The following is a 25,231-nucleotide window of genomic DNA, read 5'->3' as shown; positions in this document are numbered from 1 at the left end:
GCATGATCACACGGTTGTCCACGCTGTTCCTGCGCACGTTGCGCGAAGATCCCGCTGATGCTGAGGTGCCTAGCCACAAGCTGTTAGTGCGCGCCGGTTACATTCGCCGCGCCGCGCCGGGAGTGTACTCGTGGCTGCCGCTGGGTTTGCGCGCGCTGCGCAATATCGAACAGATCGTGCGCGAGGAGATGAACGCGATCGGCGCCCAGGAGCTGTTGTTCCCGGCGCTGCTTCCGCGCGAGCCGTACGAGGCGACGAACCGCTGGACGGAGTACGGCGACGACCTGTTCCGTCTCAAAGACCGCAAGGGCGCCGACATGCTGCTGGGCCCGACGCACGAGGAGATGTTCACTGCGGCAGTGAAGGACCTCTACTCGTCGTACAAGGACTTCCCTGTCACTCTGTACCAGATCCAGACGAAGTACCGCGACGAGGCGCGTCCGCGTGCGGGCGTGCTGCGCGGCCGCGAGTTCGTGATGAAGGACAGCTACTCGTTCGATATGTCGGATGAGGGGCTCGATCAGTCGTACGCCAAGCACCGCGGCGCCTACCAGGCGATTTTCAACCGTGTGGGCTTGAAGTACGAGATCTGCAAGGCGACGTCCGGCGCGATGGGCGGCTCCGCGTCGGAGGAATTCCTCGCGTACAGCGACAATGGTGAGGACACATTCGTTGTCTCCACCGCGCGCGATTACGCCGCAAATGTCGAGGCTGTGGTGACCGTTCCACCCGCAGAGCGCCCGATCGAGGGCCAGCCGGAGGCGCAGGTGCACGACACACCGGCATCGGAGACCATCGAAGCACTCGTCGAGTGGGCTCACGGCCAGGGCGTGCTTATCGACGGCCGCCCCGCCGAAGCCGCCGACACCCTCAAGTGCATGATGGTGAAGATCACTGATCCCCGCCAACTCGACGAGGACGGAGAACCGGTCGGCCCGCAGCTGGCTGGTGTGCTCATCCCGGGTGACCGCGCACTGGACGAGAAGCGCCTGGAAGCGTCGCTGGAGCCGGCGACGTTCGAGCTGGCTAGCGAGGAGGACTTCGCCAACAACGACTTCCTGGTGAAGGGGTATGTGGGGCCCCGTGCGCTCGCGGCGAACGGCGTAAAGCTTTACGCGGACCCGCGCGTGGTCAACGGTTCGTCCTGGATCACCGGTGCTGATGAGGTGCAAAAGCACGTCGTTGGTCTCGTGGCCGGCCGCGATTTCGAGGTGGACGAGTTCATCGAGGCCGCCGAGATCAAGGAGGGCGATCCTTCACCGTCCGGGAACGGTACCGTGCAGTTGGCCCGCGGCATCGAGCTGGGGCACATCTTCCAGCTCGGGCGCAAGTACACCGAGGCGTTCGACGTGCAGATTCTGGACGAGAACGGCAAGCGCGCGGTTCCGACGATGGGTTCCTACGGTATCGGCATCACCCGCATGCTCGCCGTGATCGCGGAGCAGACCCACGATGACAAGGGCCTCGTCTGGCCGAAGGAGATCGCGCCGTACCAGGTGCACCTCGCCGTGGCCAACAAGGATGCTGCAGCGATGGAGGCCGGCGAGCGGCTGGTCGGAGAGTTCGAGGCCGCAGGCATCGACGTGCTTGTCGACGACCGGTCGAAGGTTTCCCCCGGCGTGAAATTCAAGGATGCCGAGCTGCTGGGCATGCCGTTCATCGTGATCCTGGGCCGCGCATTCGCGGACGGAATCATCGAGCTGCGGATCCGCGGCGGCGAGACTCTCGAGGTGCCGGCCGACCAGATCGTGGAGAAGGTCGCAGAGCTCGTCCGCGGCTAGGGGTTGGGCTGCCCTAGCCGTCGCTGGCTAGGCGGTTTCCGCGGCGCGCTGCGCATGCCCAGCCAGGATGATGGCGGCGGTGCGCCAGTCAACGCTGGTGGCATCGGCGGCGGCGGTGCGCCAGCGTTCAACGAGGTCGCTTTCCAGCTTGTCGACGAACGCGGCTGCCTCCGCAGGATTCGTCGGCGCCCCGCCGGGAATCTCGTAGCCGGCTTCGCGGGCGGGCATTGCATCTGTGGGGAAGGCGTCGTGGAGGGAGGACAGGCGGGCGTCGTGAAGCGTGCGGAGCTTGTCGATTCGCGCCTGTAGCTGCTCGTCGCCGTAGGCGGTGGCGATGTCGAGGCCGTAGTCCACGGCGTATTCGGCATTGGCCAGCAGCTTGGCAGCCTCGAGTGCGTCGGTGTCGTCGATCGGCCCGTCGGTGTTGAGAAGGGCGAGCGGTTCGTCGGAGGCGGCGACGGCGTCGATGGCTTGGGCGACGACGAGGTCGACGGAATCCTCGGGAACCTTGCCGGCGGCCTTCGCAGTCTGGACTACCAATGCGGCGGTGTCGCCGCTGGGCGGTAGGTCGGTGTCCTCGTAGTCCACGTTGCACGTCGATGGAGGCGCGCCACTCGCATCGGTGCCGCACAGCCGACGGGCCTCGTTTTTGAGCTGATCGGCGTGGAATGCGCGCAGCTCGCCCCACCTCTCGTCGCCGGATGCCGTGTCGGCGGACGCCTGCTTCGCTAGCGCCATGATCTCGCTGTTCGCGTGCGGCCCGAAGACATCGAGCGGGGAGCACGCAGCCAACGGCGCGGCAAGTGCTGCGGTGAGGCAGACAGCGAGGATGCGGCGGGTGGTCTTCCGAGACGACTTCCGAGACGACTTCACAGTGGGAGACTGTACCGCCCGCGGTATGGCAGACCCGTACAGTGGTGGGCATGGCATTTCCGGAAAGCGCAGAACTCGAGAAGCTGATTCGACCCGTCACCGATTCTCACAGGCTGGACATCGAGGCCGTGAAGACGGTCAAGGCCGGCAAGAAATCGCAAGTGATCGTCGCAGTCGCTGGTGACGACGCGCCGACGCTCGACCAGTTGGAAGAGGTCTCCAACGAGCTTTCGGAGCTTTTCGACGCCGCCGAGGAACGCGGCGACGTCAATTTCGGTGCCGGTTACACCCTGGAGGTGACCACTCCCGGTGTGGACCTGCCCCTGACGCAGCTGCGCCACTGGCGCCGCAACCGCGGGCACCTGGTGACCGTGAGCGAGAAAACTTACCGAATCGGCGCTTTGAACGAGGCGGAAGACACCGTCGCGCTCATCGCTCCTGCGGAGAAGAAAAGCGGTGAGCCCGCGGTCGAGCTGGCTCCTATTTCGTCCGTGTCGCCAGCGGTGGTAGAAATTGAGTTCAACACCCCGCCGGAAAAGGAAATGGAACTGGCGGACAAGGACTACCAGGACGTTGAAGCCCTTGCGGGTGGCGCATCCGAATAGGTCAGTAAAGGTTCAGAACCGAGCACGTAAGTAAGGACGACAAGTGAATATCGATATCGCTGCGCTTGAAGGAATTGAGAAGGAAGCCGGCATCCCGGTCGATGACCTGTTGACCACGATTGCCACCGCGTTGCTGAGCGCGTACCGCGAGACACGCGAAGAAAGCGGTCCGGTGGGGCGCGGCGGCTCTGAGGCAGAGAAACAGGGGGCGCGCGAAACCCACGACTCTAAGGCGCGGGTGGACATCGACACTGAGACCGGTCAGGTTGCGGTGCTGGTGAGCGAGTACGACGACGAGGGTAATGTGGTGTCCGAGTACGACGACACCCCTGTCAACTTCTCTCGCGTGGGTGCGCTCGCCGTGCGCGAGGCGATCATCAAGCGGATGCGCTCCGCAGAGGCGACCCGCGCCTACGACGAGTACTCCGGTTTGGAGGGCAAGGTCGTCTCCGGCATCGTGCAGCGCGACGCGAGCGCGAACGCCCGCGGCATCGTTGTCGTCCAGCTCGGCACCGAGGCGAACCCCCAGGACGGCATTCTGCTCCCGGCCGAGCAGATTCCGGGGGAGAAGCTCGAGCACGGAGACCGCGTAAAGGCCTACGTCGTCGGCGTGACCTCAGGTGACCGGAACACCACCGTCAACCTCTCCCGCACGCACCCGGAGCTGGTCCGCGGGCTCTTCGCGCTTGAGGTCCCCGAGGTGGAAGACGGTTCCGTGGAGATCGTCGGCATCGCCCGGGAGGCCGGCCACCGTTCCAAGGTGGCAGTCAAAGGCACTGTGAAGGGAATCAACGCTAAGGGTGCCTGCATCGGTCCGCGAGGAGCCCGTGTCACCAACATCATGGAAGGGCTCAACGGGGAAAAAATCGACATTGTCGACTACTCCGACGACCCGGCCGTGTACGTAGGCAATTCTCTGGCACCGTCGAAGGTGGTCAAAGTAGAAATCCTCAGCCTCGAGGAGCAGACCGCGCGAGTGACCGTGCCTGACTACCAGCTCTCGCTGGCCATCGGCCGAGAGGGGCAGAACGCCCGTCTGGCGGCGCGCCTAACCGGTTGGAAAATCGACATTCACTCCGACGCAGATCGTCCGGAGTAGAACTGCGGAACGGTCTTGCGCCGGCAGCAGGAAGTGCGGGGTTGCCCGGCATCACCTGGCGGGTGCTTCGCGCTATCAAAGTGAACAACAAGTTACAGTTCCGCGTCCCGATAGCGTATGGTTGAACCTTGGCTTCAATCCTGCCGAGGCAGCGGGGTGGGAGGCGTCGATAAGCGAAAATGAGTAACCCGACACGGACCCGGACGTGCATTGCCACGCGTGAGGCGCGGCCGGACACTCAGCTTCTGCGCGTCGTCGTCGACCCAGAAGATCCCACGCGTGTCATCGCGGATCCGGGACGGAGACTTCCCGGACGCGGCGCGTGGATCACCCCCAGCCTCGAAGCGTTTGAGCTGGCGGAGTCCCGCCGCGCCTTCGGGCGGGCCCTCCGGGTGTCCGCGCAAGTGGATGCCAGCAATGTACGCGAGTACATCGCCGGAGAGAATCAACCCTCACCGGTGAACCGAAAGCAAGTAAGTGAAAAGGACTAAAGAACTGATGAGTCTTCAACCATGAAGCAGACCATGAAGCATCAGCGATGAACGTCATGACCATCGTCTAGAGGTCAGCCGCGTAGCTGCGGACTGTTGCCTCTAGCCCTACAACGAGGAGACAAGTGCCCGGAAAGCTACGCGTTCACGAACTGGCTAAACAGCTCGGCGTAACAAGTAAGGAATTGCTCGCCACCCTGAAAGAGGAAGGCGAGTTCGTCAAAACCGCATCTTCCACCATCGAACCGCCGGTGGTGAAGAAGATCAAGGCGCTCTACGAGGAGCGCGGCGCCGGAGACGGCGCGAAGAGCAATAAACCTGCTCCGTCTAAGAATTCTGCGGCTGCTAAGCCGGGCGCACCGGCGAAGAAACCGGCTGCGTCGAAGCCCGCCGCAAAACCTGCAGCGGCTAAGGCAGAGGTGCCGAAGAACGAGGCTGCTAAGCCTTCCGCAAAGCCTGCTCCGAAGCCGGGTGCCGCAGCAGCTTCCGGTGCTGCCCCGAAACCCGGAGCCGCAGCCAAGCCCGGGCCGAAGGCCGCTCCGAAACCGGGCGCGCAGTCCCCTGCAGGCCAGGCACCCAAACCTGCGGCACCGGGACCGAAGCCCGCTGCCAAGCCGGCGCCCAAACCAGGCGCAGAAGGTGGCGCTGCGATGCCTCGCCCCATGCCCAAACCGGGGGGCCGGCCGCGCGTAGCCAACAATCCGTTCTCCTCCAACCAGGGCGGCCCGCGCCCGCAACCGCGTCCTGGCGGGCGTGGTGGCGCCGGTGCGGCCGGCCAGCAGAAGCGCCGCGGTGACCAGGCTCCCCGTCCGGGTGGCCAGGGGCAGCGCTCCGGAGGTCCGCGTCCCGGCGGCTCGGCTGCACCGAGCCCCGCGGATATGGCGAACCACCCGAACCCGGCTCAAATGCCGTCCCGCGCGTCCACCCGCAAGGGTGGCGGCGGGCGCGGTCACGGAGGGCCTGGTGGTCCCGGTGGCCGCGGTCGCGGTGGTGGCGGCCCGATGGGCGGCGGCGGTTTCCGCGGTCGCGGTGGACGCCGCGGCGGCACTGCCGGTGCATTCGGTCGTCCGGGTGGCGCACCTGGCAAGGGACGAAAGTCCAAGCGCCAGAAGCGCAACGAGTACGAGGAGATGCACGCACCGAACGTGGTCGGTGGCGTCCGCTTGCCCGATGGCGGCGGCAAGACCGTCCGTTTGCGTCAGGGTGCGACCTTGTCTGATCTGGCGGAGAAGATCGGTACCGAGGCGTCGAACCTCGTCCAGGCGCTGTTCAACTTGGGCGAGATGGTGACTGCAACCCAGTCTGTTTCCGAGGAGACGCTGCAGCTGCTCGGCGCCGAGATCAACTACGAGGTGCAGATCGTCTCGCCTGAGGACGAGGACCGCGAGTTGCTCGAATCCTTCGACCTGCAGTTCGGCGAAGACGAGGGCGGCGACGAAGAGCTGGAGCAGCGTCCGCCAGTGGTGTCCGTCATGGGCCACGTCGACCACGGTAAGACCCGCCTGCTGGACTCGATCCGCAACGCGAACGTCGGCCGCGGCGAGGCCGGCGGCATCACCCAGGGCATCGGTGCTTACCAGACCGAGGTCACCCTCGAAGACGAGCCGCGCAAGATCACGTTCTTGGATACCCCGGGCCACGAGGCGTTCACCGCCATGCGTGCCCGCGGTGCCAAGTCAACTGACCTTGCAATTCTCGTCGTGGCAGCGGATGACGGCGTCATGCCGCAGACAGTCGAGGCGATCAACCACGCGAAGGCAGCTGAGCTGCCGATCGTGGTGGCTGTGAACAAGGTGGATAAGCCGGAGGCCCAGCCGGACAAGATCCGCGGCCAGCTCACCGAGTACGACCTCATTCCGGAGGAGTACGGCGGCGACACCATGTTCATCGACATCTCGGCGAAGAACGGCACCGGTATCGACGATCTGCTCGAGGCTGTCCTGCTTACGGCGGATGCCGCTCTCGAGCTGACGGCGAACCCGGACATGGACGCTCAGGGTCTGGCTATCGAGTCCCACCTGGACCGCGGCCGCGGCCCGGTCTCCACCGTCATCGTTCAGCGCGGTACGCTGCGCGTCGGCGATTCCATCGTCGTGGGCGGCAACTTCGGCCGCGTGCGCCGCATGATCGACGAGTGGGGCAACGACGTCGAAGAGGCCGGCCCGTCCTGCCCGGTTCAGGTTCAGGGGCTCAACGGTGTCCCTGGCCCGGGCGACAACTTGCTCGTGGTCGAGGACGACCGCGTGGCACGTCAGATCGCGGCGCAGCGCGACGCGCGTCAGCGTGCGGCGATGCAAGCCCGGAAGAAGAAGCGCGTGTCCCTGGAGAACCTGGATCAGGCGCTCAAGGAGACCAGCACGCTCAACCTCATCCTCAAGGGCGACAACGCCGGTTCGGTGGAAGCCCTCGAGGAGGCCCTGCTCAAGATCGAGGTGGACGACGAGGTGCAGGTCAACATCATCGACCGCGGGGTCGGTGCTGTGACCCAGACCAACGTGTCGCTGGCCGCCGCGTCGGACGCTGTGATCATCGCCTTCAACGTCCGCTCCGAGGGCAAGGCCACGGAGGAAGCCAACGAGGAGGGCGTGGAGATCCGCTACTACTCGGTGATCTACCAGGTCATCGACGACATGGAAGCTGCGCTCAAGGGCATGCTCAAGCCCATCTACGAGGAGCGCGACCTCGGTTCCGCGGAGATCCGCCAGATCTTCAAGGCATCCGCTGTCGGTCTCATCGCGGGTTGCATGGTCACCTCCGGCAAGGTGCGCCGCGGGGCGAAGGTCCGTCTTGTGCGCGACGGCAACGTGATCACTCCGGATGCGACGATCGATTCGCTCCGCCGCGAGAAGGACGACGTCACCGAGGTGGACAAGGGTTACGAATGCGGCATGGTCCTGTCGTACCCGGACATTCAGGTCGACGACGAGATCCAGGTCTACGAGATGGTCGAGGTTCCGCGCACCTAACGCGTGAACGCTTATCGACGGCTCGCGCCGCACCCCACGCCCCGCAGGCACACGCCCGCGGGGCGTGGGTGTTGGTGGGGGGCGCTACACTAGGGAAGCTGATTTGAAGAGCAGGAAGGGGAATCACAGTGGCTGACAACACCCGCGCCCAGCGCTTGGCCAAGCGGATTCAAACCATCGTGGCAACAGCGATCGAACGCCAGGTCAAAGATCGCCGCTTGGAGCTGGTCACTGTCACGGATGTCCGCGTCACAGGAGACCTGCATGACGCGACTGTGTACTACACCGTCCGTGGTGCTGGTATCGATGATGAGCCCGACCTCGACCAGGCTGCGGAGGCCCTTCACCGCGCACGCGGTCAACTGCGCAAGATCGTGGGGGATGAGCTGGGGGTCCGGTTCACTCCGACGCTGAGCTTCGAGCTGGATACTGTGCCGGAGACGTCGGCGCGCATGGAGGAACTGCTTGCCCGTGCCCGCGCGCGCGACGAGGAGCTCGCGGAGTTGAAGAAGAATGCGACCCCGGCGGGTGACGCGGATCCTTACAAGACGAGGGATGAGTAAATGACATCTCCGGCCACTCTCTTTGCACCGGGCGAGGGCGATTTCGAAGCGGTAGCGGAACGGCTGAGGTCGGTCGATTCCGTTCACATTGTCACCCACATCCGCCCTGATGCGGATGCGGTGGGATCAGCCTCTGGGTTGGCGTTCGCGTTACGGGAACTGGGCATTGAGGCGGATGTCTACATTGGGCAGAGCGCCCCATGGCCGGAGAACCTGTCATCCATTCCGGGAGTTGAGGACGTCATTCTGGGCCGGGAGCTTCCCGCGGGCGGATTGGTGGTGACAACGGATTGCGCCTCTCTTGACCGCACGGGTAGTTTCCGGCACGTTTTGGCGGCGGATCCGACGCGAGTTGTGGTGATTGACCACCATGCTTCGAACCCCGGCTTCGGCGGAATGAATCTGGTGCTGCCGTCTGAATCGACCACGGTGATCATCCGCGAGCTCATGCGCTATTTGGGTGTTGAGCTGACTACTGAGATCGCGTATTGCTTGTACGCCGGTTTGGTTACTGATACGGGTAGCTTCCGGTGGGGGACCCCGCGGATGCACCGCCTAGCGGCTGAATTACTTGAGAACGGGGTTGAGCCGCGTTCAGCAGGCATGGATTTGATGGATGCCGTCTCCGCCGATGACCTGAAATTGATGGGCGAAGTCATGGCGGGCATGCAGACACTCGCCGCTGGCAATCTGACTATGTCTGTGCTGCGGATTGACGATTCTCATCTCGACGGCATGAACCAAACCGCCGTGGAGTCCATCATCGAGTATTCGCGGGCACTGACCGGAAGTGACATCGGTGTGGTGTTCAAGGAAATTCATCCCGGTTACTGGTCTGTTTCATTGCGCTCGACCGTGCTCAACATGGCTGAAGTAGCGGCCGTTCACGGCGGGGGCGGGCACATCCCCGCAGCCGGGTATTCGGTTGCTGGACCAGTAGAAGACGCGATTGCCGCTTTGCAGCGGTCGATTGCGGAAATGGCCCCGGCGCAGTGACCGGCGGAACGTCTACTAAGCCCGAGCGAGGAGACGCCGCAGCTGAGTCCGCGGTGACAATGCGCCGCGTTCTTGCGCTCGCGCTGCCGGCGCTCGGAGTTTTAGCGGCGAATCCGCTTTACCTGCTGCTTGATACGGCTGTTATCGGCCGCCTCGGTGCCGGCCAGCTGGCTGCGCTCGCGGCCGGTGCCACGGTGCAGTCCACCTTGACGACGCAGCTGACCTTCCTTTCCTACGGCACCACCGCTCGTTCGGCGCGTTTCTACGGCGCGGGCAAGAAGCAGCGGGCGATTGCGGAGGGAGTGCAGGCGACATGGGTCGCGGTCGGTGTGGGGCTGTTGCTCTCCACGTTGGTCTGGGTCTTCGCGCGCCCGATCGCACTCTTCCTCACCAATGACGCGGCCACAGCTGACATGGCTGTGCAGTGGATGCGGGTGGCGGCCTTCGCCATTCCGCTCACGCTGATCATCATGGCCGGTAACGGGTGGTTGCGCGGAATCCAGAACACCAAGTTGCCGTTCTACCTCACTTTGTGCGGACTTGTTCCCGGGGCGGTGGCGTTGCCGTTCTTGGTGGACCGGTTCGGGCTCGTGGGATCAGCGGTGGCCAACGTCATCGGTATGGGTCTCACCGCGGCGGGCTTTCTCTTCGCCCTCATTCGGAGCCACTCCGGTTCGTGGGCTCCGGACGGCCGGGTGATCGCACGGCAGCTGGTGCTTGGCCGCGACCTGATCTTGCGGTCGCTGTCGTTCCAAATCGCATTTGTGTCCGCCGCGGCGGTGGCGGGAAGAGTGAGCGTGGCGGCGTTGGCGGCGCACCAGGTGATGCTGCAGCTGTGGAATTTCCTGACTCTCGTGCTCGACTCGCTGGCTATTGCCGCGCAGACGCTCACCGGAGCGGCATTGGGCACCGGGCGTGTCGACGACGCTCGCGCTGTCGGCGAGAAAGTCACCCGCCTGTCCCTGTGGTTCGCACTGTCGCTGTCGGCCGTCTTCGCTATCGGCGGGCCGTTCATTCGGCGCCTGTTCACCACCGACGGGGCGGTTCTCCGCGAAATGGCTCTTCCGTGGTGGGTGTTGATCGGAATGATTGCTGCCGGTGGCGTGGTCTTCGCCCTAGATGGTGTGCTGCTGGGCGCCGGGGACGCCGCTTTCTTGCGCACGCTGACGCTCAGTTCGGTGCTCGTCGGTTTCCTCCCCGGTATCGCCATCGCGTATTTTGCGGGCACCGGTTTGACCGGCATTTGGTGCGGTCTCGCCGCCATGATCGTGATGCGTCTCGTCGGCGTTGTGTGGCGCTTCCAATCCATGCGCTGGGCGAGCCTCGAACAGCCGGAAGACTAGGCTGACGGGGCATAGCGGGGCGTCAAAGAAGAGAAGGGCGGCGACGATGACGAGGACACTGTGGGCGGTTTCGGACCTCCACGCGGCGGTGAAAGCGAATCGTCCTCGCGTCGACGACATCGTTCCGTCGGACGCATCCGACTGGCTGATTGTCGCCGGCGATGTCGCGGAACGCACCGAGCTTGTCGTGCGGATTATGGCGACCTTAGTGCAGCGCTTCGACACCGTCATTTGGGTTCCGGGCAATCACGAGCTCTTCGCCCGCGGCACTGACCGGTACAGAGGGCGGGAGAAATACACGGACCTGGTGAACAAGCTGCGCGGTCTCGGCGTGATTACGCCGGAAGACCCATACCCGGTCTTTGCCGGTGTCACCGTGGTTCCTCTCTTCACCCTGTACGACTACTCGTTCAGGCCGCCGACGAAGACGGTGGAGGAGGCATTGGAATCCGCGCGGGAGAAGGAAGTCGTGTTCACCGATGAGGTGGCCATCGCCCCGTTCACAGATATCCGCGCGTGGTGCTGGGACCGTCTCGCGTACTCGACGCGACGGCTGTCGCGGATCGACGGGCCGACTATCCTGATCAACCACTGGCCCTTGGCGCAGGAACCGACGGACAGAATGTGGCTGCGAGAGGCCACCTTGTGGTGCGGCACCCGGCACACACGAGGGTGGGCGACGCGCTATAACGCGCAGGCGGTCATTTACGGCCACCTGCACATGCCCGGGGTGCAGACGATCGACGGCGTCGATCACGTCGAAGTCTCTCTGGGTTATCCGGACGAGTGGAAGCGCCGAACAGAGCCGCCTGCGTGGCCGTATCCGGTGATGGAGGTGGAGCAGTGATCGTCGAAAAGCTGTTTCCGGCTCCCGCGCGCGTGGTGTTTTTGCGGACCGACGCGAACTCTGACCTGACAAACTACAACGAACTTCACCCTGCCGAGCGTGTGGTGGTCAGCCGTGCTGTGGACAACCGCAAAGGCGAGTTCGGCGATGCTCGCTGGTGCGCTCATCAAGCGCTGCTCGAGCTAGGGATGAAAGCCTCCAACGCGATCCTAAAGGGCGAGAAAGGGATGCCGCTGTGGCCGGAGGGCTACACCGGATCTCTGACGCACACGGACGGTCTGCGCGTGGCGGTCGCTGCGCCCACAGATACGTTGCGCTCGGTGGGAATAGATGCCGAGCCAGCCCAGCCGCTGCCGGATGGGGTCCTCGACCAGATCGCCCGTTCGCCGGAGCGCCACTGGGTCGATCTGCAAAAGGCCGCGGGGAATGATTGGGCGGATCGATTGCTCTTCTGCGCGAAAGAGGCAACCTACAAGGCGTGGTTCCCCATGACGATGCGGTGGCTCGGTTTTGAGGATGCCGAGATTGACATCCGCCCCGACGGCACATTCATCTCGTACCTGCTTGCGCGGCCGACGCCGGTGCCGTTCATCGAGGGCAGGTGGCTCGTTCGCGCCGGGTATGTCTGCGCGGCGACCTTCGTTCCGGCTTCGCAGCGTTGAGCAAGGCGCGGTAGGGCAGAGCGAGGGCACCCGAGAGTTGGACCACCTGGCGCCGGGACGCTGTGACAATGGTGCGCTGGAGCACTGGGTACCCTACGCACAGCGTCGCCTGGATCAGAGGGTGGAGGGGCGGGCGACAAAGACCGTCGATAAGCGGGTGCCTTTTTCTTTGACGAGAGCGACGGCCCTGCCATCCGGTCCGACGGCGGCGTGAACGCCTTTAAGTCCGCGGGGCTCGAGCCATTTGCCCATGGCGAGCGCGGCGTATTCGTCGGCGGTGACAGCGAGGACGGGCCACGCGGTGGTCAACGCTTCGTCGAGGGTGAGTGACAGAGTCACGCGTTCCTCGAGTTCATCGAGCGTGCGCGCGTGGGCGAGCGTGAACGGGCCGGACGTTTCCCGGCGCAAAGCGGTGAGGTGCCCGCCGACGCCGAGCGCGTCCCCCATGTCACGCGCGAGCGAGCGGATGTACGTGCCGGACGAGCAGTGCACGCGCGCGTCCACGTCCACGCAGGGGCCCTCGCGGCGGATGTCCAAGACATTGAAGCTGAAAACTGTGACGGGGCGCGGCGGAATCTCGACATGTTTGCCTTCGCGGACCAGCTCGTGCGCCCGCTTGCCGCCGATCTTGATCGCGGAAACTTTGGCGGGAACCTGCATTATCTCGCCGGTCAACGCGCGGACCTGCGCCATGATGTCGGCGTCGGTGATGTGGGAGGCATCCGCTTGGCTGAGCACGTCGCCTTCCGCGTCGTCGGTGCTCGTCGCCGCGCCCAGCCGGAACGTCGCTGTATAGACCTTGTCGTCCGCAACGAGGTGGGCGAGTAGCTTCGTCCCGCGCTCGATGCCTGCCACGAGCACGCCCGTCGCCATCGGGTCGAGCGTTCCCGCGTGCCCGACCTTCCGTGTGCCGAAGATGCGCCGCAGCCGCGCAACGACATCATGGCTGGTCATTCCAGCGGGCTTATCGACGACTACCACGCCCGCGGCGGAAAGCTGGTCTGCATTTTGGCCCACGTTCATAGACACCACACTATGCACTACGCTTTCCGGCGTGGATATTTTGTCTGGGCTCGGCCAGGTTCCCACCGACATGCGCGACCCCGTGGTCACCATCGGCGTCTTCGACGGTGTTCACCGCGGCCACCAGAAACTCATCCGGCGTGCTGTGAATGTTGCCCGTGAGACGGGAGTGGAGTGCGTCGTGATGACGTTCGACCCGCACCCGGTGAAGATCTTCGCGCCGGAGCACACCCCGGAAACGTTGGTCCCGCTGGCGGAACGCGCACGGTTGATCGGGGAACTGGGCGTTGATCACTTGTTGGTGATCGACTTCACTAAGGAGCTTGCGGGGGAGAGCCCGGAGGAGTATTTCCGCTCCGTCATCGTGGACACGCTGCACGCCTCACGCGTGGTGGTGGGGGAGAATTTCACCTTCGGTGCGGGTGCATCAGGTACCGCGCAGACGATGCTCGCTTTGGGGGAGAAGTACGGCGTCGACGTCGACGTTGTATCGCTGCTGTTCGACGGCACCGAGCGCATCTGTTCCACCGCCATTCGCGATGCCTTGCGCGGCGGTGATGTCACGCAGGCCTCCGAGTTCCTGGGCCGCGAATTTTCCGTGACCGCCGTGGTTGAGCGCGGTGCGGGCCGCGGCGGCAGAGAACTGGGGTACCCCACCGCCAACCAGTACGCAGCCGACACCGATGCCGTGCCGGGTGACGGGGTCTACGCCGGATGGTTCACGGTTCTGCCCGAGCACGATGAGTATGAGGGGGCGGACGGAGCCGACGGCACCAGAAACGGGGACGGCGTCTCGGGTTCCAGCGCATCCCTCGGTCCTATCGTGGGCGATATGGAGCCGGGGATTCGTTACCCCGCGGCGATCTCTGTCGGCACGAATCCCACGTTCGGCGACCACCGCCGCAGCATCGAGTCCTTCGTCCTCGACCGCGACGCCGACCTCTACGGGCGCACGGCGCGGGTCGAATTCATCGCCAAGGTGCGCGACATGGTCAAATTCGACTCCGTGGACGAGTTGCTCGAGAACATGGCCCGCGATGTCGCCCGGGTCCGGCAGATCCTTTCCTAGACTTCTGGCGCCGCAGGCGTCTAGAGGGGGGTGAACGGTGCCGAGCGGGTCCAAACGTTGCCAAACGGAGCCGAAAGGTGCTGAAGGGCTAGGGTGGTGTGCCATGACCCGCAAAATGATTCTTGATCTGGATACCGGCATCGACGATGCCCTCGCTCTCGCATACGCGCTCGGTTCGGAGGAAGTCGACCTGATCGGCGTGACCGGCACGTACGGCAACGTCTACGTGGAGACCGGTGTGCGCAACACCCTGGCCATCCTCGAGTTGTTCGGCCGCACGGATATTCCGGTGTACGCCGGCCCGGGCCACGCGAGCGCCAAGGACTCCTTCGAGGTCTTGGAGATTTCTGAGTTCATCCACGGCAAAAACGGTGTCGGCGAGGCGGAGCTGCCCGAGCCGCAGCGCGCGGTGGAGCCGAAGTCCGCCGTGGACTTCCTCGTCGAGTCGGTGGAACAATACGGCGACGAACTGGTCATCGTCCCCACCGGCCCGTCCACCACGATCGCCGCTGCCGCGAAAGTGAGCGATACCTTCGCAGAGAATGCCCACATCGTCATGATGGGCGGCGCACTGACTGTGCCGGGCAACGTGTCCCCGTGGGCGGAAGCAAATGTCAACCAGGACCCCGAGGCCACCGACGCCATCTTCCGCCGCCTCAAAGACATCACCATGATCGGTCTGGATGTCACTCTCCAGACGCTACTGACTGTCGAGGAGACCGCGGAGTGGGAGGCGTTGGGCACCCCGGGCGGCGACTTCCTGGCAGCTGCGACGAACTACTACATCGACGCCTACAAGACCACGGCGCCGCACCTGGGCGGCTGCGGCCTGCACGATCCGCTGGCCGTCGGCGTGGCCATCGATCCGAGCTTGGTGGGCACCCTGGACATCAACCTCAAGGTCGACACCGAAGGCGAGACCCGCGGCCGCACCATCGCCGACGAGACACGGCTTAACGACGACGAGACGACCGCCAAGGTCGCCGTCAGCGTAGAAAAGCAGCGCTTCCTCGAAGAATTCATGCGTCGCCTCACCGGGCTCGCCGCCGACACCGACTAATCGTGCGAATAGCGTTGACCGCGTTCCTAACAGTGACCGTCTGACATTGACCGTCGGACATTGACCGTCGGACAGCGAGCGACTTACGGCGATAGCGACCGCCCAGCGGTGACGGCCTCCGCAAACGTGGGCGCTCACCGCGATTAGTGCGATTAGTAGTCGACGGACTAGGTGCGCTAACATGACTATCTCGGTAACGGCCCCCTGCGCTGCACCAGCAGGCAGGGGAACAACTGTGGTTCGCAGCAGTCGCCGACACCGCTCCCTATGAACGGGGAGATCCGCAGAATGCGAACTGAAATAACCAAGGAGAAGAAAAATGGCTTTGACCAATGAGAAGAAGGCAGAGATCCTCAAGGAGTACGGTCTGCACGAGACCGACACCGGCTCCCCGGAGGCTCAGGTCGCACTGCTCACCGAGCGCATCAACAACCTCACCGAGCACCTCAAGGACCACAAGCACGACCACCACTCCCGCCGTGGTCTGCTGCTGCTCGTCGGCCGCCGCCGCGGTCTGCTGAAGTACCTGCGCGAGAACAATGTTGAGCGCTACCGCGATCTTATTTCGCGTTTGGGTCTGCGCCGCTAGGCCAGCGTCGAAAAGCGTAAAACGACGGTCACCGGATAGCCGGTGACCGTTTTTTCATGCCATTTTGTTTAAACTTCGGTGAATGATCTGCGTCACGTAGTGTTCATGTGTGCAGTTCAGTCCCATAATTAGGGCTGAGAAAACGCTGTGGAGGCTGAGAGCTTTCCTAGCGCGATCGGCCGCTAAAGGGAATACTTCAGCGTATGTCAACCGAGCTGATCCTGCTGCTGATCATCATTGTTACTGCGCTAGCTTTCGACTTCACCAACGGGTTCCACGACACTGCGAACGCCATGGCGACCTCGATTGCAACTGGTGCCCTGAAGCCGAAGACCGCCGTGATCCTCGCCGGTGGCCTGAACTTCGTTGGCGCGTTCCTCTCCATTGAGGTGGCTAAGACGGTCGCCAACGGCATCGTCAAACTCGAAGAGTTCGATCTCAACGACCCCGTTCAGGCCGATACGTTGCTACTCATCGTTTTCTGCGGCCTGATCGGCGGTATTCTCTGGAACCTGTTCACCTGGTTGTTCGGCCTTCCGTCGTCCTCCTCTCACTCTCTGTTCGGCGGTCTGATCGGTTCCGCGATCGGCGCAATGGGCTTTGGTGGCGTGCTGTGGAACGGCGTGCTGGACAAGATCATTGTTCCGGCGCTTGCAGCTCCGGTCGTCGCCGGCTTGGTGGCGGCGTGCGGTACGGCGGGTATCTACTACTTCACCTCCCAGCTGCGCGAGAAAGAGCGTGACGACTATTTCCGTTGGGGTCAGATCGGCTCCGCTTCCTTGGTTGCTCTCGCACACGGCACCTCCGATGCCCAGAAGACGATGGGTGTTATCTTCCTCGCTCTCGTTGCCACCGGCCACCTCGAAGAGTCCGCCGACATGCCGATCTGGGTCACCTTCGCGTGTGCGACTGCGATCGCCTTGGGAACGTACTCCGGCGGCTGGCGCGTGATCCGCACCCTGGGCAAGGGTCTTGTCGAGATCTCCTCCCCGCAGGGCATGGCAGCTGAGACTGCCTCTGCGGTGATCATCCTGTCCTCCTCCCACCTGGGTATGGCGCTGTCTACCACCCACGTCGCTACCGGTTCGATCCTCGGCACCGGCATCGGCAAGAAGGGCGCCGACGTCCGCTGGAGCGTGGCCGGCCGCATGGCTCTCGCCTGGTTGACCACGCTGCCGATTGCCGCATTTGTGGCAGGTGTCCTGTTCTGGGTCTCCGACAAGATCTCCAATGCTACGGGACCGATCGGTGGCGCACTGTTCGCCTTCGCGATCCTGGCTGCTCTGGTCCTCTACATGCTGCACCGTGCCCGCCAGAACCCGGTTCACTCTGGCAACGTCAACGACGACTGGGACAGCAACGGCGGTTCCGACGAGGCGGAGGAGGGCTCCCGTGATGCCGACGAGTCCGGCCGCGAGAAGGTCGGTGCCGGTGCGCGTGCATCCCAGCACGGCCGCCGCGACTCCGGTGAACCCGCTGACTTCGTGGACACCACTCGGGGCTACGCGAACTTCAAGGACCTTCCGGGCGATGCCGCCCAGGACATGCGCAAGTAATCAACGGCTACCAGAAATTTTCAAGGAGTATTCGACATGGACTTGCTTCAATCTCTCTTCCAGGTCACGCTCGGCGGCCTGATTCTCGGTGCCGGGTTGCCCATTCTGTTCGCGCTGGGTGTGCGTTACGCGGTTCCCCACAAGGATTCCTCCGATGACAGTGCACCGAACAAGGTGTTGGCGTGGGTGTTCTTCGGCATCATCATCATCGCTTTGATCATCGGCATCTTGTGGATCGGTCAGGGACGTATCCAAAGCACTTTCGGAGTCGATCTCTTCGGCACCGGTGGCGAAGGCGTCTAAGAGCACGAGATACACGGCACACCCGACGTACGCGACATACGCGTCACTGGCTTGGGTGCGCCGTTTGTAGTCGTTGTAGTCGCGGTCGCGCTGCGTGTACGTTCCGCTCAACACTAGTGAGTTATGAACACAAGGTGAACATGAGGTAAATTTCCTTTTCGTTAATCGCAAGCGAACGATTCGAACGAAAGGAGCACCATGAAAATCACCAATATGTTCCGGCACCCCGTTGACGCCACCGCGCTCGGGGTGTTGGCGCCGGTGAAGGACCGAGTACTAACAGGTGGCGTCGGCGCTCCGGATGTTGTCGCGTATCTGATCGACATGGGGCAGACGCCAGCATCGGCGGGCGTAGCCATGAACGCGTTCACTGAAGTGATGCGCCACCGCCCGTCTTCCGGGGAACTCGACGAGGTGATGCACGAGCTGTCATCTGTCGGTCTGGCTGCCTAGCCATTAGCAGCCGCCCCGTGCCGCTTACGGCCCGAGTGTCCAATTCAACCACAACCAGGTTGAACTGGGCATTTTTCTATGTCTGCTGGTAGCATGCCTGGGTGTTGTATCTGGAAACCATCAACGGCGGCACCGATGATCGCCACATGAACGAGACCCACGGAAAGGGATCTGTTGAGCAAGTACGAAAAGCACACCCCGGACAATTCCGTCGAATTCAACATCGACGAGGATTTCGGAATCATTGACGCGGTGGCCATCCTGGATAATGGAGACTTCGGCGAGCGCACCGTCCGGTTCGAGACCGGCCAGCTGGCGCGCCAGGCCGACGGCTCAGTGACGACGTACCTCGACGACGAGACGATGCTGCTGGCAACCACCACGGCCTCGAACCATCCGCGCGAAGGCTTTGACTTCTTCCCGCTCACCGTCGACGTTGAAGAGCGTATGTACGCTGCCGGCAAGATCCCGGGCTCGTTCTTCCGCCGCGAAGGCCGTCCGTCAACGGAAGCCATCTTGGCATGCCGTCTGATCGATCGCCCGCTGCGCCCGACCTTCGTCAAGGGTCTGCGCAACGAGGTTCAGGTCGTCATCACCGTGATGAGCTGGGATCCGGAGGAGTACTACGACGTCGTGGCCATCAACGGGGCCTCGGCAGCCACGCAGCTGTCGGGTCTTCCGGTCTCCGGCGCTGTCGGTGGTGTGCGTATGGCTCTCATCGCCGACGACGACCACCCGAACGGTCAGTGGGTCGCGTTCCCGAACCACGAGCAGCACGAGCAGGCCGTCTTCGAGATGGTTGTCGCCGGCCGCATCGTGGAGAAGAAGAAGGGCCGCAAGAAGGTCGAGGACGTCGCGATCATGATGGTCGAGGCGGGTGCAGGGGGGAACGTCGTCAAGCTCGTTGAAGAAGGTGCACCTGCGCCGACCGAGTTCACGGTCGCGGAAGGCCTCGAAGCCGCGAAGCCGTTTATCAAGACCCTGTGCGAAGCTCAGAAGGGCCTCGCAAAGCGCACCGCGAAGGAGACCCAGGAGTTCCCGCTCTTCCCGCCGTACAGCGACGAGATTTTCGACGCAGTGGAGAAGAAGGCCTCCAAGAAGCTCTCTAAGCTGCTCACCATCAAGGGCAAGGGCGAGCGCGACGACGCCACTAACGCCTACATGGAGGAAATCGAAGCGGAGCTGCTTGATTCTCTGCCCGTCGAGGAGGATGAGGACGCGTCCAAGCAGATCCGCGCCGCGTATAACGCCGTGATGAAGCAGATCGTGCGCAACAAAATCCTCACCGAGGGCTTTCGCATCGACGGCCGCGGCGTCACCGACATCCGCGACCTCGAGGTCGAAGTCGAGCTGGTTCCCCGTGCCCACGGCTCCTCGCTGTTCGAGCGCGGAGAAACTCAGATCCTGGGTGTGACCACTCTGGACATGCTGAAGATGGAGCAGCAGCTGGATTCGCTCCACCCGGAGACCTCCAAGCACTACATTCACCACTACAATTTCCCGCCATATTCCACGGGTGAAACGGGCCGCGTCGGTTCCCCGAAGCGCCGCGAGATCGGCCACGGTGCTCTCGCCGAACGTGCTCTTGTGCCGGTCATTCCGCCGAAGGAGGAGTTCCCGTACACGATCCGCCAGGTTTCCGAGGCGTTGGGGTCGAACGGCTCGACCTCCATGGGCTCTGTGTGCGCCTCGACCCTGTCGCTGTACAACGCCGGTGTTCCGCTGGCTGCGCCGGTCGCAGGCATTGCCATGGGCCTCGTCTCCGGCGAAGTCGACGGAGAGACCAAGTACGTCGCTCTGACCGACATCCTGGGTGCCGAGGACGCATTCGGCGACATGGACTTCAAGGTGGCAGGCACCTCCGAGTTCATCACCGCTCTGCAGCTGGACACCAAGCTCGACGGCATCCCGTCCGATGTCCTGGCCAATGCCTTGAAGCAGGCGAAGGATGCCCGAGAGACCATTCTGGACACGATGGCCGAGGTCATTGAGGGGCCGGACGAGATGAGTCCGCTTGCCCCGAAGATCACCACCGTCCAGGTCCCCGTGTCCAAGATCGGTGAGCTCATCGGCCCGAAGGGCAAGACCATCAACCAGATCACCGAGGACACCGGTGCAGATGTCTCCATCGAGGAAGACGGCACGGTCTATGTCGCCGCCGCTACCGGGGAAGCTGCGGACGCGGCAATCGAGAAAATCAATTCCATTGCTAACCCGCAGCAGCCGAAGGTCGGGGAGCGCTACTTGGGCACTGTTGTGAAGACAGTTGCTTTCGGCGCGTTTGTGTCGCTGACTCCGGGGCGCGATGGGCTGGTTCACATCTCCAAGCTGGGCGGAAACAAACGCATCGAGAATGTCGAGGACGTGGTCAACGTCGGCGACAAGATCGAGGTGGAGATCGCCGACATCGACAACCGCGGCAAGATCTCGCTCGTCCCAGTCAACGAGGATGAAGACAACGAGTAAACAAAGCTTCTCGACGACAGCACCCATCTCACCGCCATCGTCCCGGTGGGACCCGCGGGTGTGGCACCGCAAGGTGTCGCGTCCTGTGTCGGTGTGGATGGGTGTGTTCGTTCTCGTCGGCCTTGTGCACACCCTGGTGCCTGAGCCGCGCGTTCTGCTGATCCACATTTTCACGCTGGGCGTTCTGACGAATTCCATCGTGGTGTGGTCGCAGAACCTCACCGAACGTTTCCTCCAGCAGAAGCTGCCGGACTCAGCGCGGCCGGCCCAATTGCTACGGTCCCGTGTCCTCAACGCCGGAGTCGTGGCTGTTTTGCTCGGCCACCTGTTCAGCGGCGCTGGTTGGCACTGGATCATTCTCTGCTTCGGCGCAGCACTCGTCGTGGGGGCAGTGGGGTGGCATGCGGTAGGCGTCGCTAAGCAAATTGCTTCGACGGATCCTGCGAAGCGTTTCCGCCCTGGCGTGTGGGGGTACGTGGCTTCTGGCGCGTGCCTTGTTCTCGGCGGGTGTTTTGGCGCCGCTCTAGCGCTGGATTTGCGCGGCGGCTGGCAGCAGCGTGTTTTGCTGGCTCACCTGCTTGCGAATATCGGCGGTTTCGTCGGCTTCGCGGCGATGGCCTCGCTTGTCGTGCTGCTGCCCGCGATGTGGCGGATGAAAGCTATGCTCACGTACCCGCGCGCCGTATTCGGCGTGATGGGCGCGGGTCTTTTCGCTGCCATCGCCGGGGCGCTATCCAACAGCGGTCTCCTTTTAGGAATCGGGGTGCTCGTGTACGCGGCAGCGTGGGCGTGGGCGCTGCAAACGTGGTTCGCGGGAGCGCTGTCCACCTCCTGGCGCGAACGCGTCACGTACCCGAGCTTGTCCGCGCTGCTCGCCATCGCATGGCTCGTGGCATCGCTCGTCGCTTTCGGCACGTCCGCATTGCTTATTGACGGCTACCTCGACGCCCTTTCTCTTCCTACCCTTCCACTTCTCGCCGGGTTCGCCGCGCAGCTTCTCATTGGAACGATGAGCTACCTCATGCCCACGACGATCGGTGGTGGCCCTGCTGCGACGCGGGCGGGCCTGGCGGAGCTGAACCGCGCGGGCGTTGTGCGCGTGATCGTGTTCAACGCCGCTCTGCTCGGCTGGCTCTTCGCGCCGTCGTCGATCGCGCGCATCGTGTGCAGCATCGTTGCGTGCGCGTGCCTCGTCGCGTTCATTCCGCTGATGGTGCGCGGCGTGCGCGTCCAGCGTACGGTGATCATGGCGAATGCCGCCGCGCAGAAACAGGGAAGCTAGTCCGTCAACATGACGTCGTAGACCATGCCCCGGGATTTGTGCGAGGCCATGGTGCACCAGCCCTGAGTGTTGGTGGAATACGTGCCGAAATCGCGCACGACTGTTGTACCCGGCGCAATGATGCCTGAGTAGTGCGTACCGATCTTCAGGTCGTGGTTGCGGTCGTCATTGTTCGTGATTTTGAGCACGACCGGGGTCGAGGCGTTTACCTCTACACGCGCGGGAGAAAAGCGCATTCCTTCGATGGTCACTTCTTGGATCACCGGGCCGGATAGATCCCGCGCATCGCCGGCGCGTGCATGCGACACGAGAGCTCCTGCCACCGAGGCGATCACCAACAAAGCCACGACGGCCCACGCTGCTATATTGCTGCGTCGAGCCGAGGCAGTGCGTGGAGAAGTCATGATGCAAACCGATCGTTGGGCTATAGGCTGAACCTACGTGCTGAAAAGTACGTGACCCATTTTAGAAGTCCAGCTGAAAAGGTGTGACCAGTGCAGATCATCGAAGGTTTACAGGCATCTAAAACGGCAGATAACCAGCAGCGTGACCGGCCCCAATTGAAAGTGTTGGGCCGGCACGAAGGGGCTACTGTCGTGCGTCTGTCTTTTGAGGCAGGCGATGTCATGCCGGACCACAAAGCAGCCTGGCCAATCTTGGTTATTGGCCAAACTGGTCGGGTGGAGTTTTCAGCCGAGGGGGAAACTAAAATCGTGGAGCCGGGATGTGCGGTTCACCTCGGCGCGGGAATCGTTCATGAGCTGGTGGCACGAGAAAATGCGACGGTCACCTTGGTCATCCTTTCGGAATCGCATCAGGCGTAGCGCGCCAGTCTTAGTTTTGGAAGTCGACGACAAGACGCGTCGGCTCGTGCAGGATCTCGACCTTGTACGGGCGCTCGCTTTTCAGACCCACGACGTACTGGGAGGTCGCCTCGAAGGCGCCGCCGTTGTACACATCGACGATATTGCCACCGGTTAGGCCCAGGTTGGTGTTCGGCTTGTACTTCGCGTCCGGTGACATATCCGGGGCAGTTCCGCGGACAATCATCTCCAGCTTCGCGGCGCCGGGCACGTCGATGGGAAAGCCAGAGCCATCCTGGCGGGGGTCGTTGTTGTAACCGATGTGGTAGCGCGGTTCCCCGGTGCCCTCGAATTCGATGACGAGCCGGTCGAAACCGTCGTGGGAACCGACGCGGACATCGGTGGTGCGCAGCTCGCCGTAGCCGTCGCCGAATTTCTCGGTCGGCTCTGTGCTGAACCCGTCGGCAGCGGCAGCGGGATCCATCGCGGCCTGACGGGTCTGGCTGTCGGCCTCCGAGGCGTCGGAAGTGGTGGATTCCGTCTGCTTCTTAGCTTCGGTTGTCGACTCGGGCGTCTGCTCGGTCAGGGCAGGCTCAGCGACGTTGCCGCCTGCGCACCCAGCCAGCGTGAGTCCCGACGCGACGATAACTGCCGTTAACTGGAGTGACTTGAGTTTCATATGTTTCATCCTAGCTGGGGGAATGGCGCGAGGCGACTACTGACAGGCCGCTCGTCCGCGGAAGTGGGCCTCGCAGCGAGGTTTCGGCGGCGCGGTCACATGGCGGCGCTATGGTGGTTAGACAGATAACGAACGACTAACGAAACGTGCCGGTGCTCATACCGGCGGGAAGGTGGATCATGGCTATCAAGGTGGGAGTGCTCGGCGCCAAGGGCCGCGTCGGCTCAGCTGTGGTTGCAGGAGTGCGCGCAGCCGAGGATCTGGAACTGGTCGCCGAGGTCGCTGCCGGTGATTCGCTTGAATTGCTCGTGGAGAACGGGGCAGAGGCCGTCGTTGACTTCACCACTCCGGGTGTCGTGATGGCGAACCTGCAGTTCTGCATCGAGCACGGCATTCACGCTGTGGTGGGCACGACCGGTTTCGATGAGGAGCGCTACAACCAGGTCCGCGCATGGCTGGACGCCAAGAATGGGGGAGAGGACAACAGCGTCGGCGTCTTGATCGCCCCGAACTTCGCCATCTCCGCCGTGCTGGCCATGGCTTTTGCTCGCCAGGCGGCGCCATTCTTCGAATCCGCCGAGGTGGTTGAATACCACCACCCGAATAAGCTCGATGCGCCTTCCGGCACGGCGGTGAAGACGGCGCAGGGGATTGCGGAGGCTCGTCGAGAAGCGAATATGTCCGCAATGCCTGACGCCACGGAACAGGCTCTCGACGGCTCCCGCGGCGCTGACGTGGACGGGGTCAAAGTGCATGCTGTGCGCATGCAGGGCATGGTCGCCCACGAGGAAATCATCTTCGGCACGACGGACCAGTCGCTGACCATCCGCCAGGACTCCTACGGCCGCGAGTCCTTCGTGCCGGGAGTGCTGACTGGTGTCCGCCAGGTCGCCGACCACCCGGGGCTGACCGTCGGGCTGGACAACTACCTGGGTTTGTAAATGACGCAGAGTAGGACGTTGGATGTGCAGCTCGTCGCGGTGACTTCCTTCGCGGCGCCCGCTGATGTGGCGTGGGAGCAGGACCCGGCAGCCTCCGACGCGGAGGCGCTCGTCGAATTCGCGGGGCGCGCCTGCTACGAGACCTTCGACAAACCGAACCCGCACACGTCGAGCAATGAGGCGTACCTGCGCCACATTCTGGAGGTCGGGCACAACGCGCTGCTCGAGCACGCAACGGCGACCTTGTATATACGCGGCCTCTCTCGCGCGGCTGGCAACGAGCTCCTGCGGCACCGCCACCTGTCGTTCTCCCAGCTGTCTCAGCGCTTTGTTCCGGCGGGTGAGTCGGATGTGGTCGTTCCCGACGCGATCGCGGACGACGAGGATTTGACGCGCATGTTCCTCTCTGCCGTCGACGAGGCCAGGTTCGTTTACGAAGAGCTCCTGCAGGCGCTGGAAAGCAACCTCGATGCCGAGCCGAACGCGCTCCTGCGCAAGAAGAAGGCCCGCCAAGCGGCGCGTGCAATCCTGCCCAATGCGACCGAAACGCGCTTCGTGGTCACCGGCAATTACCGGGCATGGCGAGAATTCATCGCGGCGCGAGCAAGCGAGCATGCCGATTCGGAGATCCGCGAACTAGCCGTTGCCTGCCTGGAAATCTTGAAGAAACAAGCGCCCGCGCTTTTCGACGACTTCCTCATCAGCACGCTTGCCGACGGCTCCGTCATGGCCACCAGCCCCTACGCCGGATAGGGCTACACAGCTTAACGCGGAAGAGAAT

The 25,231-nt window shown here is 63.4% G+C and carries 25 protein-coding genes; 21 read left to right on the top strand and 4 right to left on the bottom strand.

All coding sequences use genetic code 11. The annotated features are described in order from the left end of the window. Nucleotides 1–2: 2 nt before the first annotated feature. Nucleotides 3–1,781, top strand: a complete 1,779-nt coding sequence (locus QYQ98_RS02305; RefSeq protein ID WP_302007161.1) for a proline--tRNA ligase — start codon at nt 3–5, stop codon at nt 1,779–1,781. A gap of 27 nt (nt 1,782–1,808) precedes the next feature. Here the strand turns inward: QYQ98_RS02305 and QYQ98_RS02300 are convergent, their stop codons facing one another. Next, entirely contained in the window at nt 1,809–2,654 is an 846-nt protein-coding gene (locus QYQ98_RS02300; RefSeq protein ID WP_302007160.1) for a DUF4439 domain-containing protein, read from the bottom strand. Between the two features lie 50 nt (nt 2,655–2,704). Here QYQ98_RS02300 and rimP point away from each other — a divergent pair, with 50 nt between their 5' ends. The 9 genes from rimP to QYQ98_RS02255 all read left to right on the top strand — a co-directional run bounded on the left by rimP (nt 2,705) and on the right by QYQ98_RS02255 (nt 12,226). Then, nucleotides 2,705–3,259 (top strand): ribosome maturation factor RimP, encoded by a 555-nt coding sequence (gene rimP, locus QYQ98_RS02295; RefSeq protein WP_302007159.1) that lies wholly within the window; start codon nt 2,705–2,707, stop codon nt 3,257–3,259. Between the two features lie 43 nt (nt 3,260–3,302). Continuing rightward, nucleotides 3,303–4,358, top strand: a complete 1,056-nt coding sequence (nusA, locus tag QYQ98_RS02290; RefSeq protein ID WP_302007158.1) for a transcription termination factor NusA — start codon at nt 3,303–3,305, stop codon at nt 4,356–4,358. A 179-nt stretch (nt 4,359–4,537) separates the two neighbouring features. After that, complete coding sequence (locus QYQ98_RS02285) at nt 4,538–4,849, top strand: YlxR family protein (RefSeq protein WP_302007157.1); 312 nt, start codon at nt 4,538–4,540, stop codon at nt 4,847–4,849. 125 nt (nt 4,850–4,974) lie between these two features. Then, nucleotides 4,975–7,815 carry a translation initiation factor IF-2 gene (infB, locus tag QYQ98_RS02280; protein ID WP_302007156.1) on the top strand — a complete coding sequence of 947 codons (2,841 nt, stop codon included), beginning with the start codon at nt 4,975–4,977 and terminating at the stop codon, nt 7,813–7,815. 128 nt (nt 7,816–7,943) lie between these two features. After that, a complete protein-coding gene (gene rbfA, locus QYQ98_RS02275) occupies nt 7,944–8,378 on the top strand; it encodes a 30S ribosome-binding factor RbfA (RefSeq protein WP_302007155.1) in 435 nt (144 codons plus the stop codon). Next, a complete protein-coding gene (locus QYQ98_RS02270) occupies nt 8,379–9,374 on the top strand; it encodes a bifunctional oligoribonuclease/PAP phosphatase NrnA (RefSeq protein ID WP_302007154.1) in 996 nt (331 codons plus the stop codon). A gap of 59 nt (nt 9,375–9,433) precedes the next feature. Further along, the gene (locus QYQ98_RS02265; protein WP_302007801.1) at nt 9,434–10,717 is read left to right on the top strand and encodes an MATE family efflux transporter; all 1,284 of its coding nucleotides are present in this window, start codon (nt 9,434–9,436) and stop codon (nt 10,715–10,717) included. Between the two features lie 46 nt (nt 10,718–10,763). Further along, nucleotides 10,764–11,564 (top strand): metallophosphoesterase, encoded by an 801-nt coding sequence (locus QYQ98_RS02260; protein ID WP_302007153.1) that lies wholly within the window; start codon nt 10,764–10,766, stop codon nt 11,562–11,564. Next, a complete protein-coding gene (locus tag QYQ98_RS02255) occupies nt 11,561–12,226 on the top strand; it encodes a 4'-phosphopantetheinyl transferase (protein WP_302007152.1) in 666 nt (221 codons plus the stop codon). The genes QYQ98_RS02260 and QYQ98_RS02255 overlap by 4 nt, the downstream gene beginning before the upstream one ends. Nucleotides 12,227–12,340: 114 nt before the next feature. Here the strand turns inward: QYQ98_RS02255 and truB are convergent, their stop codons facing one another. Then, nucleotides 12,341–13,249 (bottom strand): tRNA pseudouridine(55) synthase TruB, encoded by a 909-nt coding sequence (gene truB, locus QYQ98_RS02250; protein WP_302007151.1) that lies wholly within the window; start codon nt 13,247–13,249, stop codon nt 12,341–12,343. Nucleotides 13,250–13,280: 31 nt separating this feature from the next. On the opposite strand from truB, the gene QYQ98_RS02245 reads away from it, so the two are divergent. From QYQ98_RS02245 to QYQ98_RS02210, 8 genes are all read left to right on the top strand, one after another. Beyond that, nucleotides 13,281–14,318 carry a bifunctional riboflavin kinase/FAD synthetase gene (locus QYQ98_RS02245; RefSeq protein WP_302007150.1) on the top strand — a complete coding sequence of 346 codons (1,038 nt, stop codon included), beginning with the start codon at nt 13,281–13,283 and terminating at the stop codon, nt 14,316–14,318. A gap of 103 nt (nt 14,319–14,421) precedes the next feature. Next, nucleotides 14,422–15,378, top strand: coding sequence for a nucleoside hydrolase (locus QYQ98_RS02240; RefSeq protein WP_302007149.1), 957 nt, complete (start codon nt 14,422–14,424; stop codon nt 15,376–15,378). Nucleotides 15,379–15,697: 319 nt separating this feature from the next. Beyond that, nucleotides 15,698–15,967 (top strand): 30S ribosomal protein S15, encoded by a 270-nt coding sequence (gene rpsO / locus QYQ98_RS02235; protein ID WP_302007148.1) that lies wholly within the window; start codon nt 15,698–15,700, stop codon nt 15,965–15,967. 203 nt (nt 15,968–16,170) lie between these two features. Beyond that, nucleotides 16,171–17,523 carry an inorganic phosphate transporter gene (locus tag QYQ98_RS02230; RefSeq protein WP_302007147.1) on the top strand — a complete coding sequence of 451 codons (1,353 nt, stop codon included), beginning with the start codon at nt 16,171–16,173 and terminating at the stop codon, nt 17,521–17,523. Between the two features lie 36 nt (nt 17,524–17,559). Next, the gene (locus tag QYQ98_RS02225) at nt 17,560–17,826 is read left to right on the top strand and encodes a hypothetical protein (RefSeq protein WP_302007146.1); all 267 of its coding nucleotides are present in this window, start codon (nt 17,560–17,562) and stop codon (nt 17,824–17,826) included. 198 nt (nt 17,827–18,024) lie between these two features. Further along, nucleotides 18,025–18,279: a hypothetical protein gene (locus QYQ98_RS02220; RefSeq protein ID WP_302007145.1), complete on the top strand. Its 255-nt coding sequence runs from the start codon at nt 18,025–18,027 to the stop codon at nt 18,277–18,279. Between the two features lie 174 nt (nt 18,280–18,453). Then, complete coding sequence (locus QYQ98_RS02215; protein WP_302007144.1) at nt 18,454–20,745, top strand: polyribonucleotide nucleotidyltransferase; 2,292 nt, start codon at nt 18,454–18,456, stop codon at nt 20,743–20,745. A gap of 85 nt (nt 20,746–20,830) precedes the next feature. Further along, a complete protein-coding gene (locus QYQ98_RS02210; protein ID WP_302007143.1) occupies nt 20,831–22,027 on the top strand; it encodes a copper oxidase in 1,197 nt (398 codons plus the stop codon). Here the strand turns inward: QYQ98_RS02210 and QYQ98_RS02205 are convergent. After that, nucleotides 22,024–22,431: a cupredoxin domain-containing protein gene (locus tag QYQ98_RS02205; RefSeq protein WP_302007142.1), complete on the bottom strand. Its 408-nt coding sequence runs from the start codon at nt 22,429–22,431 to the stop codon at nt 22,024–22,026. The genes QYQ98_RS02210 and QYQ98_RS02205 overlap by 4 nt on opposite strands. A 90-nt stretch (nt 22,432–22,521) precedes the next feature. On the opposite strand from QYQ98_RS02205, the gene QYQ98_RS02200 reads away from it, so the two are divergent. Further along, on the top strand, nt 22,522–22,851 hold the full coding sequence (locus tag QYQ98_RS02200) for an XRE family transcriptional regulator (RefSeq protein ID WP_302007141.1): 330 nt from the start codon (nt 22,522–22,524) through the stop codon (nt 22,849–22,851). A gap of 10 nt (nt 22,852–22,861) precedes the next feature. Here the strand turns inward: QYQ98_RS02200 and QYQ98_RS02195 are convergent, their stop codons facing one another. Beyond that, complete coding sequence (locus tag QYQ98_RS02195) at nt 22,862–23,509, bottom strand: hypothetical protein (RefSeq protein ID WP_302007140.1); 648 nt, start codon at nt 23,507–23,509, stop codon at nt 22,862–22,864. A 179-nt stretch (nt 23,510–23,688) separates the two neighbouring features. Between QYQ98_RS02195 and dapB the strand changes: the two genes are divergently transcribed. Then, nucleotides 23,689–24,450, top strand: a complete 762-nt coding sequence (dapB, locus tag QYQ98_RS02190; protein WP_302007139.1) for a 4-hydroxy-tetrahydrodipicolinate reductase — start codon at nt 23,689–23,691, stop codon at nt 24,448–24,450. Next, on the top strand, nt 24,451–25,203 hold the full coding sequence (thyX, locus tag QYQ98_RS02185; RefSeq protein WP_302007138.1) for an FAD-dependent thymidylate synthase: 753 nt from the start codon (nt 24,451–24,453) through the stop codon (nt 25,201–25,203). Nucleotides 25,204–25,231: the final 28 nt, after the last annotated feature.

The sequence above is a fragment of the Corynebacterium sp. P3-F1 genome, from assembly GCF_030503635.1.
Classification (GTDB): Bacteria; Actinomycetota; Actinomycetes; order Mycobacteriales; family Mycobacteriaceae; genus Corynebacterium.
This window is presented reverse-complemented; position numbering and strand designations above follow the sequence as displayed.

Bases quoted from the DNA above. Each gene is read 5' to 3' on its own strand.
- QYQ98_RS02305 (WP_302007161.1), top strand. From the start codon at position 3: ATGATCACACGGTTGTCCACGCTGTTCCTGCGCACGTTGCGCGAAGAT.
- rimP (WP_302007159.1), top strand. From the start codon at position 2,705: ATGGCATTTCCGGAAAGCGCAGAACTCGAGAAGCTGATTCGACCCGTC.
- QYQ98_RS02285 (WP_302007157.1), top strand. From the start codon at position 4,538: ATGAGTAACCCGACACGGACCCGGACGTGCATTGCCACGCGTGAGGCG.
- QYQ98_RS02270 (WP_302007154.1), top strand. From the start codon at position 8,379: ATGACATCTCCGGCCACTCTCTTTGCACCGGGCGAGGGCGATTTCGAA.
- QYQ98_RS02265 (WP_302007801.1), top strand. From the start codon at position 9,434: ATGCGCCGCGTTCTTGCGCTCGCGCTGCCGGCGCTCGGAGTTTTAGCG.
- QYQ98_RS02260 (WP_302007153.1), top strand. From the start codon at position 10,764: ATGACGAGGACACTGTGGGCGGTTTCGGACCTCCACGCGGCGGTGAAA.
- truB (WP_302007151.1), bottom strand. From the start codon at position 13,249: ATGAACGTGGGCCAAAATGCAGACCAGCTTTCCGCCGCGGGCGTGGTA.
- QYQ98_RS02240 (WP_302007149.1), top strand. From the start codon at position 14,422: ATGACCCGCAAAATGATTCTTGATCTGGATACCGGCATCGACGATGCC.
- rpsO (WP_302007148.1), top strand. From the start codon at position 15,698: ATGGCTTTGACCAATGAGAAGAAGGCAGAGATCCTCAAGGAGTACGGT.
- QYQ98_RS02230 (WP_302007147.1), top strand. From the start codon at position 16,171: ATGTCAACCGAGCTGATCCTGCTGCTGATCATCATTGTTACTGCGCTA.
- QYQ98_RS02225 (WP_302007146.1), top strand. From the start codon at position 17,560: ATGGACTTGCTTCAATCTCTCTTCCAGGTCACGCTCGGCGGCCTGATT.
- QYQ98_RS02220 (WP_302007145.1), top strand. From the start codon at position 18,025: ATGAAAATCACCAATATGTTCCGGCACCCCGTTGACGCCACCGCGCTC.
- QYQ98_RS02205 (WP_302007142.1), bottom strand. From the start codon at position 22,431: ATGACTTCTCCACGCACTGCCTCGGCTCGACGCAGCAATATAGCAGCG.
- QYQ98_RS02195 (WP_302007140.1), bottom strand. From the start codon at position 23,509: ATGAAACTCAAGTCACTCCAGTTAACGGCAGTTATCGTCGCGTCGGGA.
- dapB (WP_302007139.1), top strand. From the start codon at position 23,689: ATGGCTATCAAGGTGGGAGTGCTCGGCGCCAAGGGCCGCGTCGGCTCA.
- thyX (WP_302007138.1), top strand. From the start codon at position 24,451: ATGACGCAGAGTAGGACGTTGGATGTGCAGCTCGTCGCGGTGACTTCC.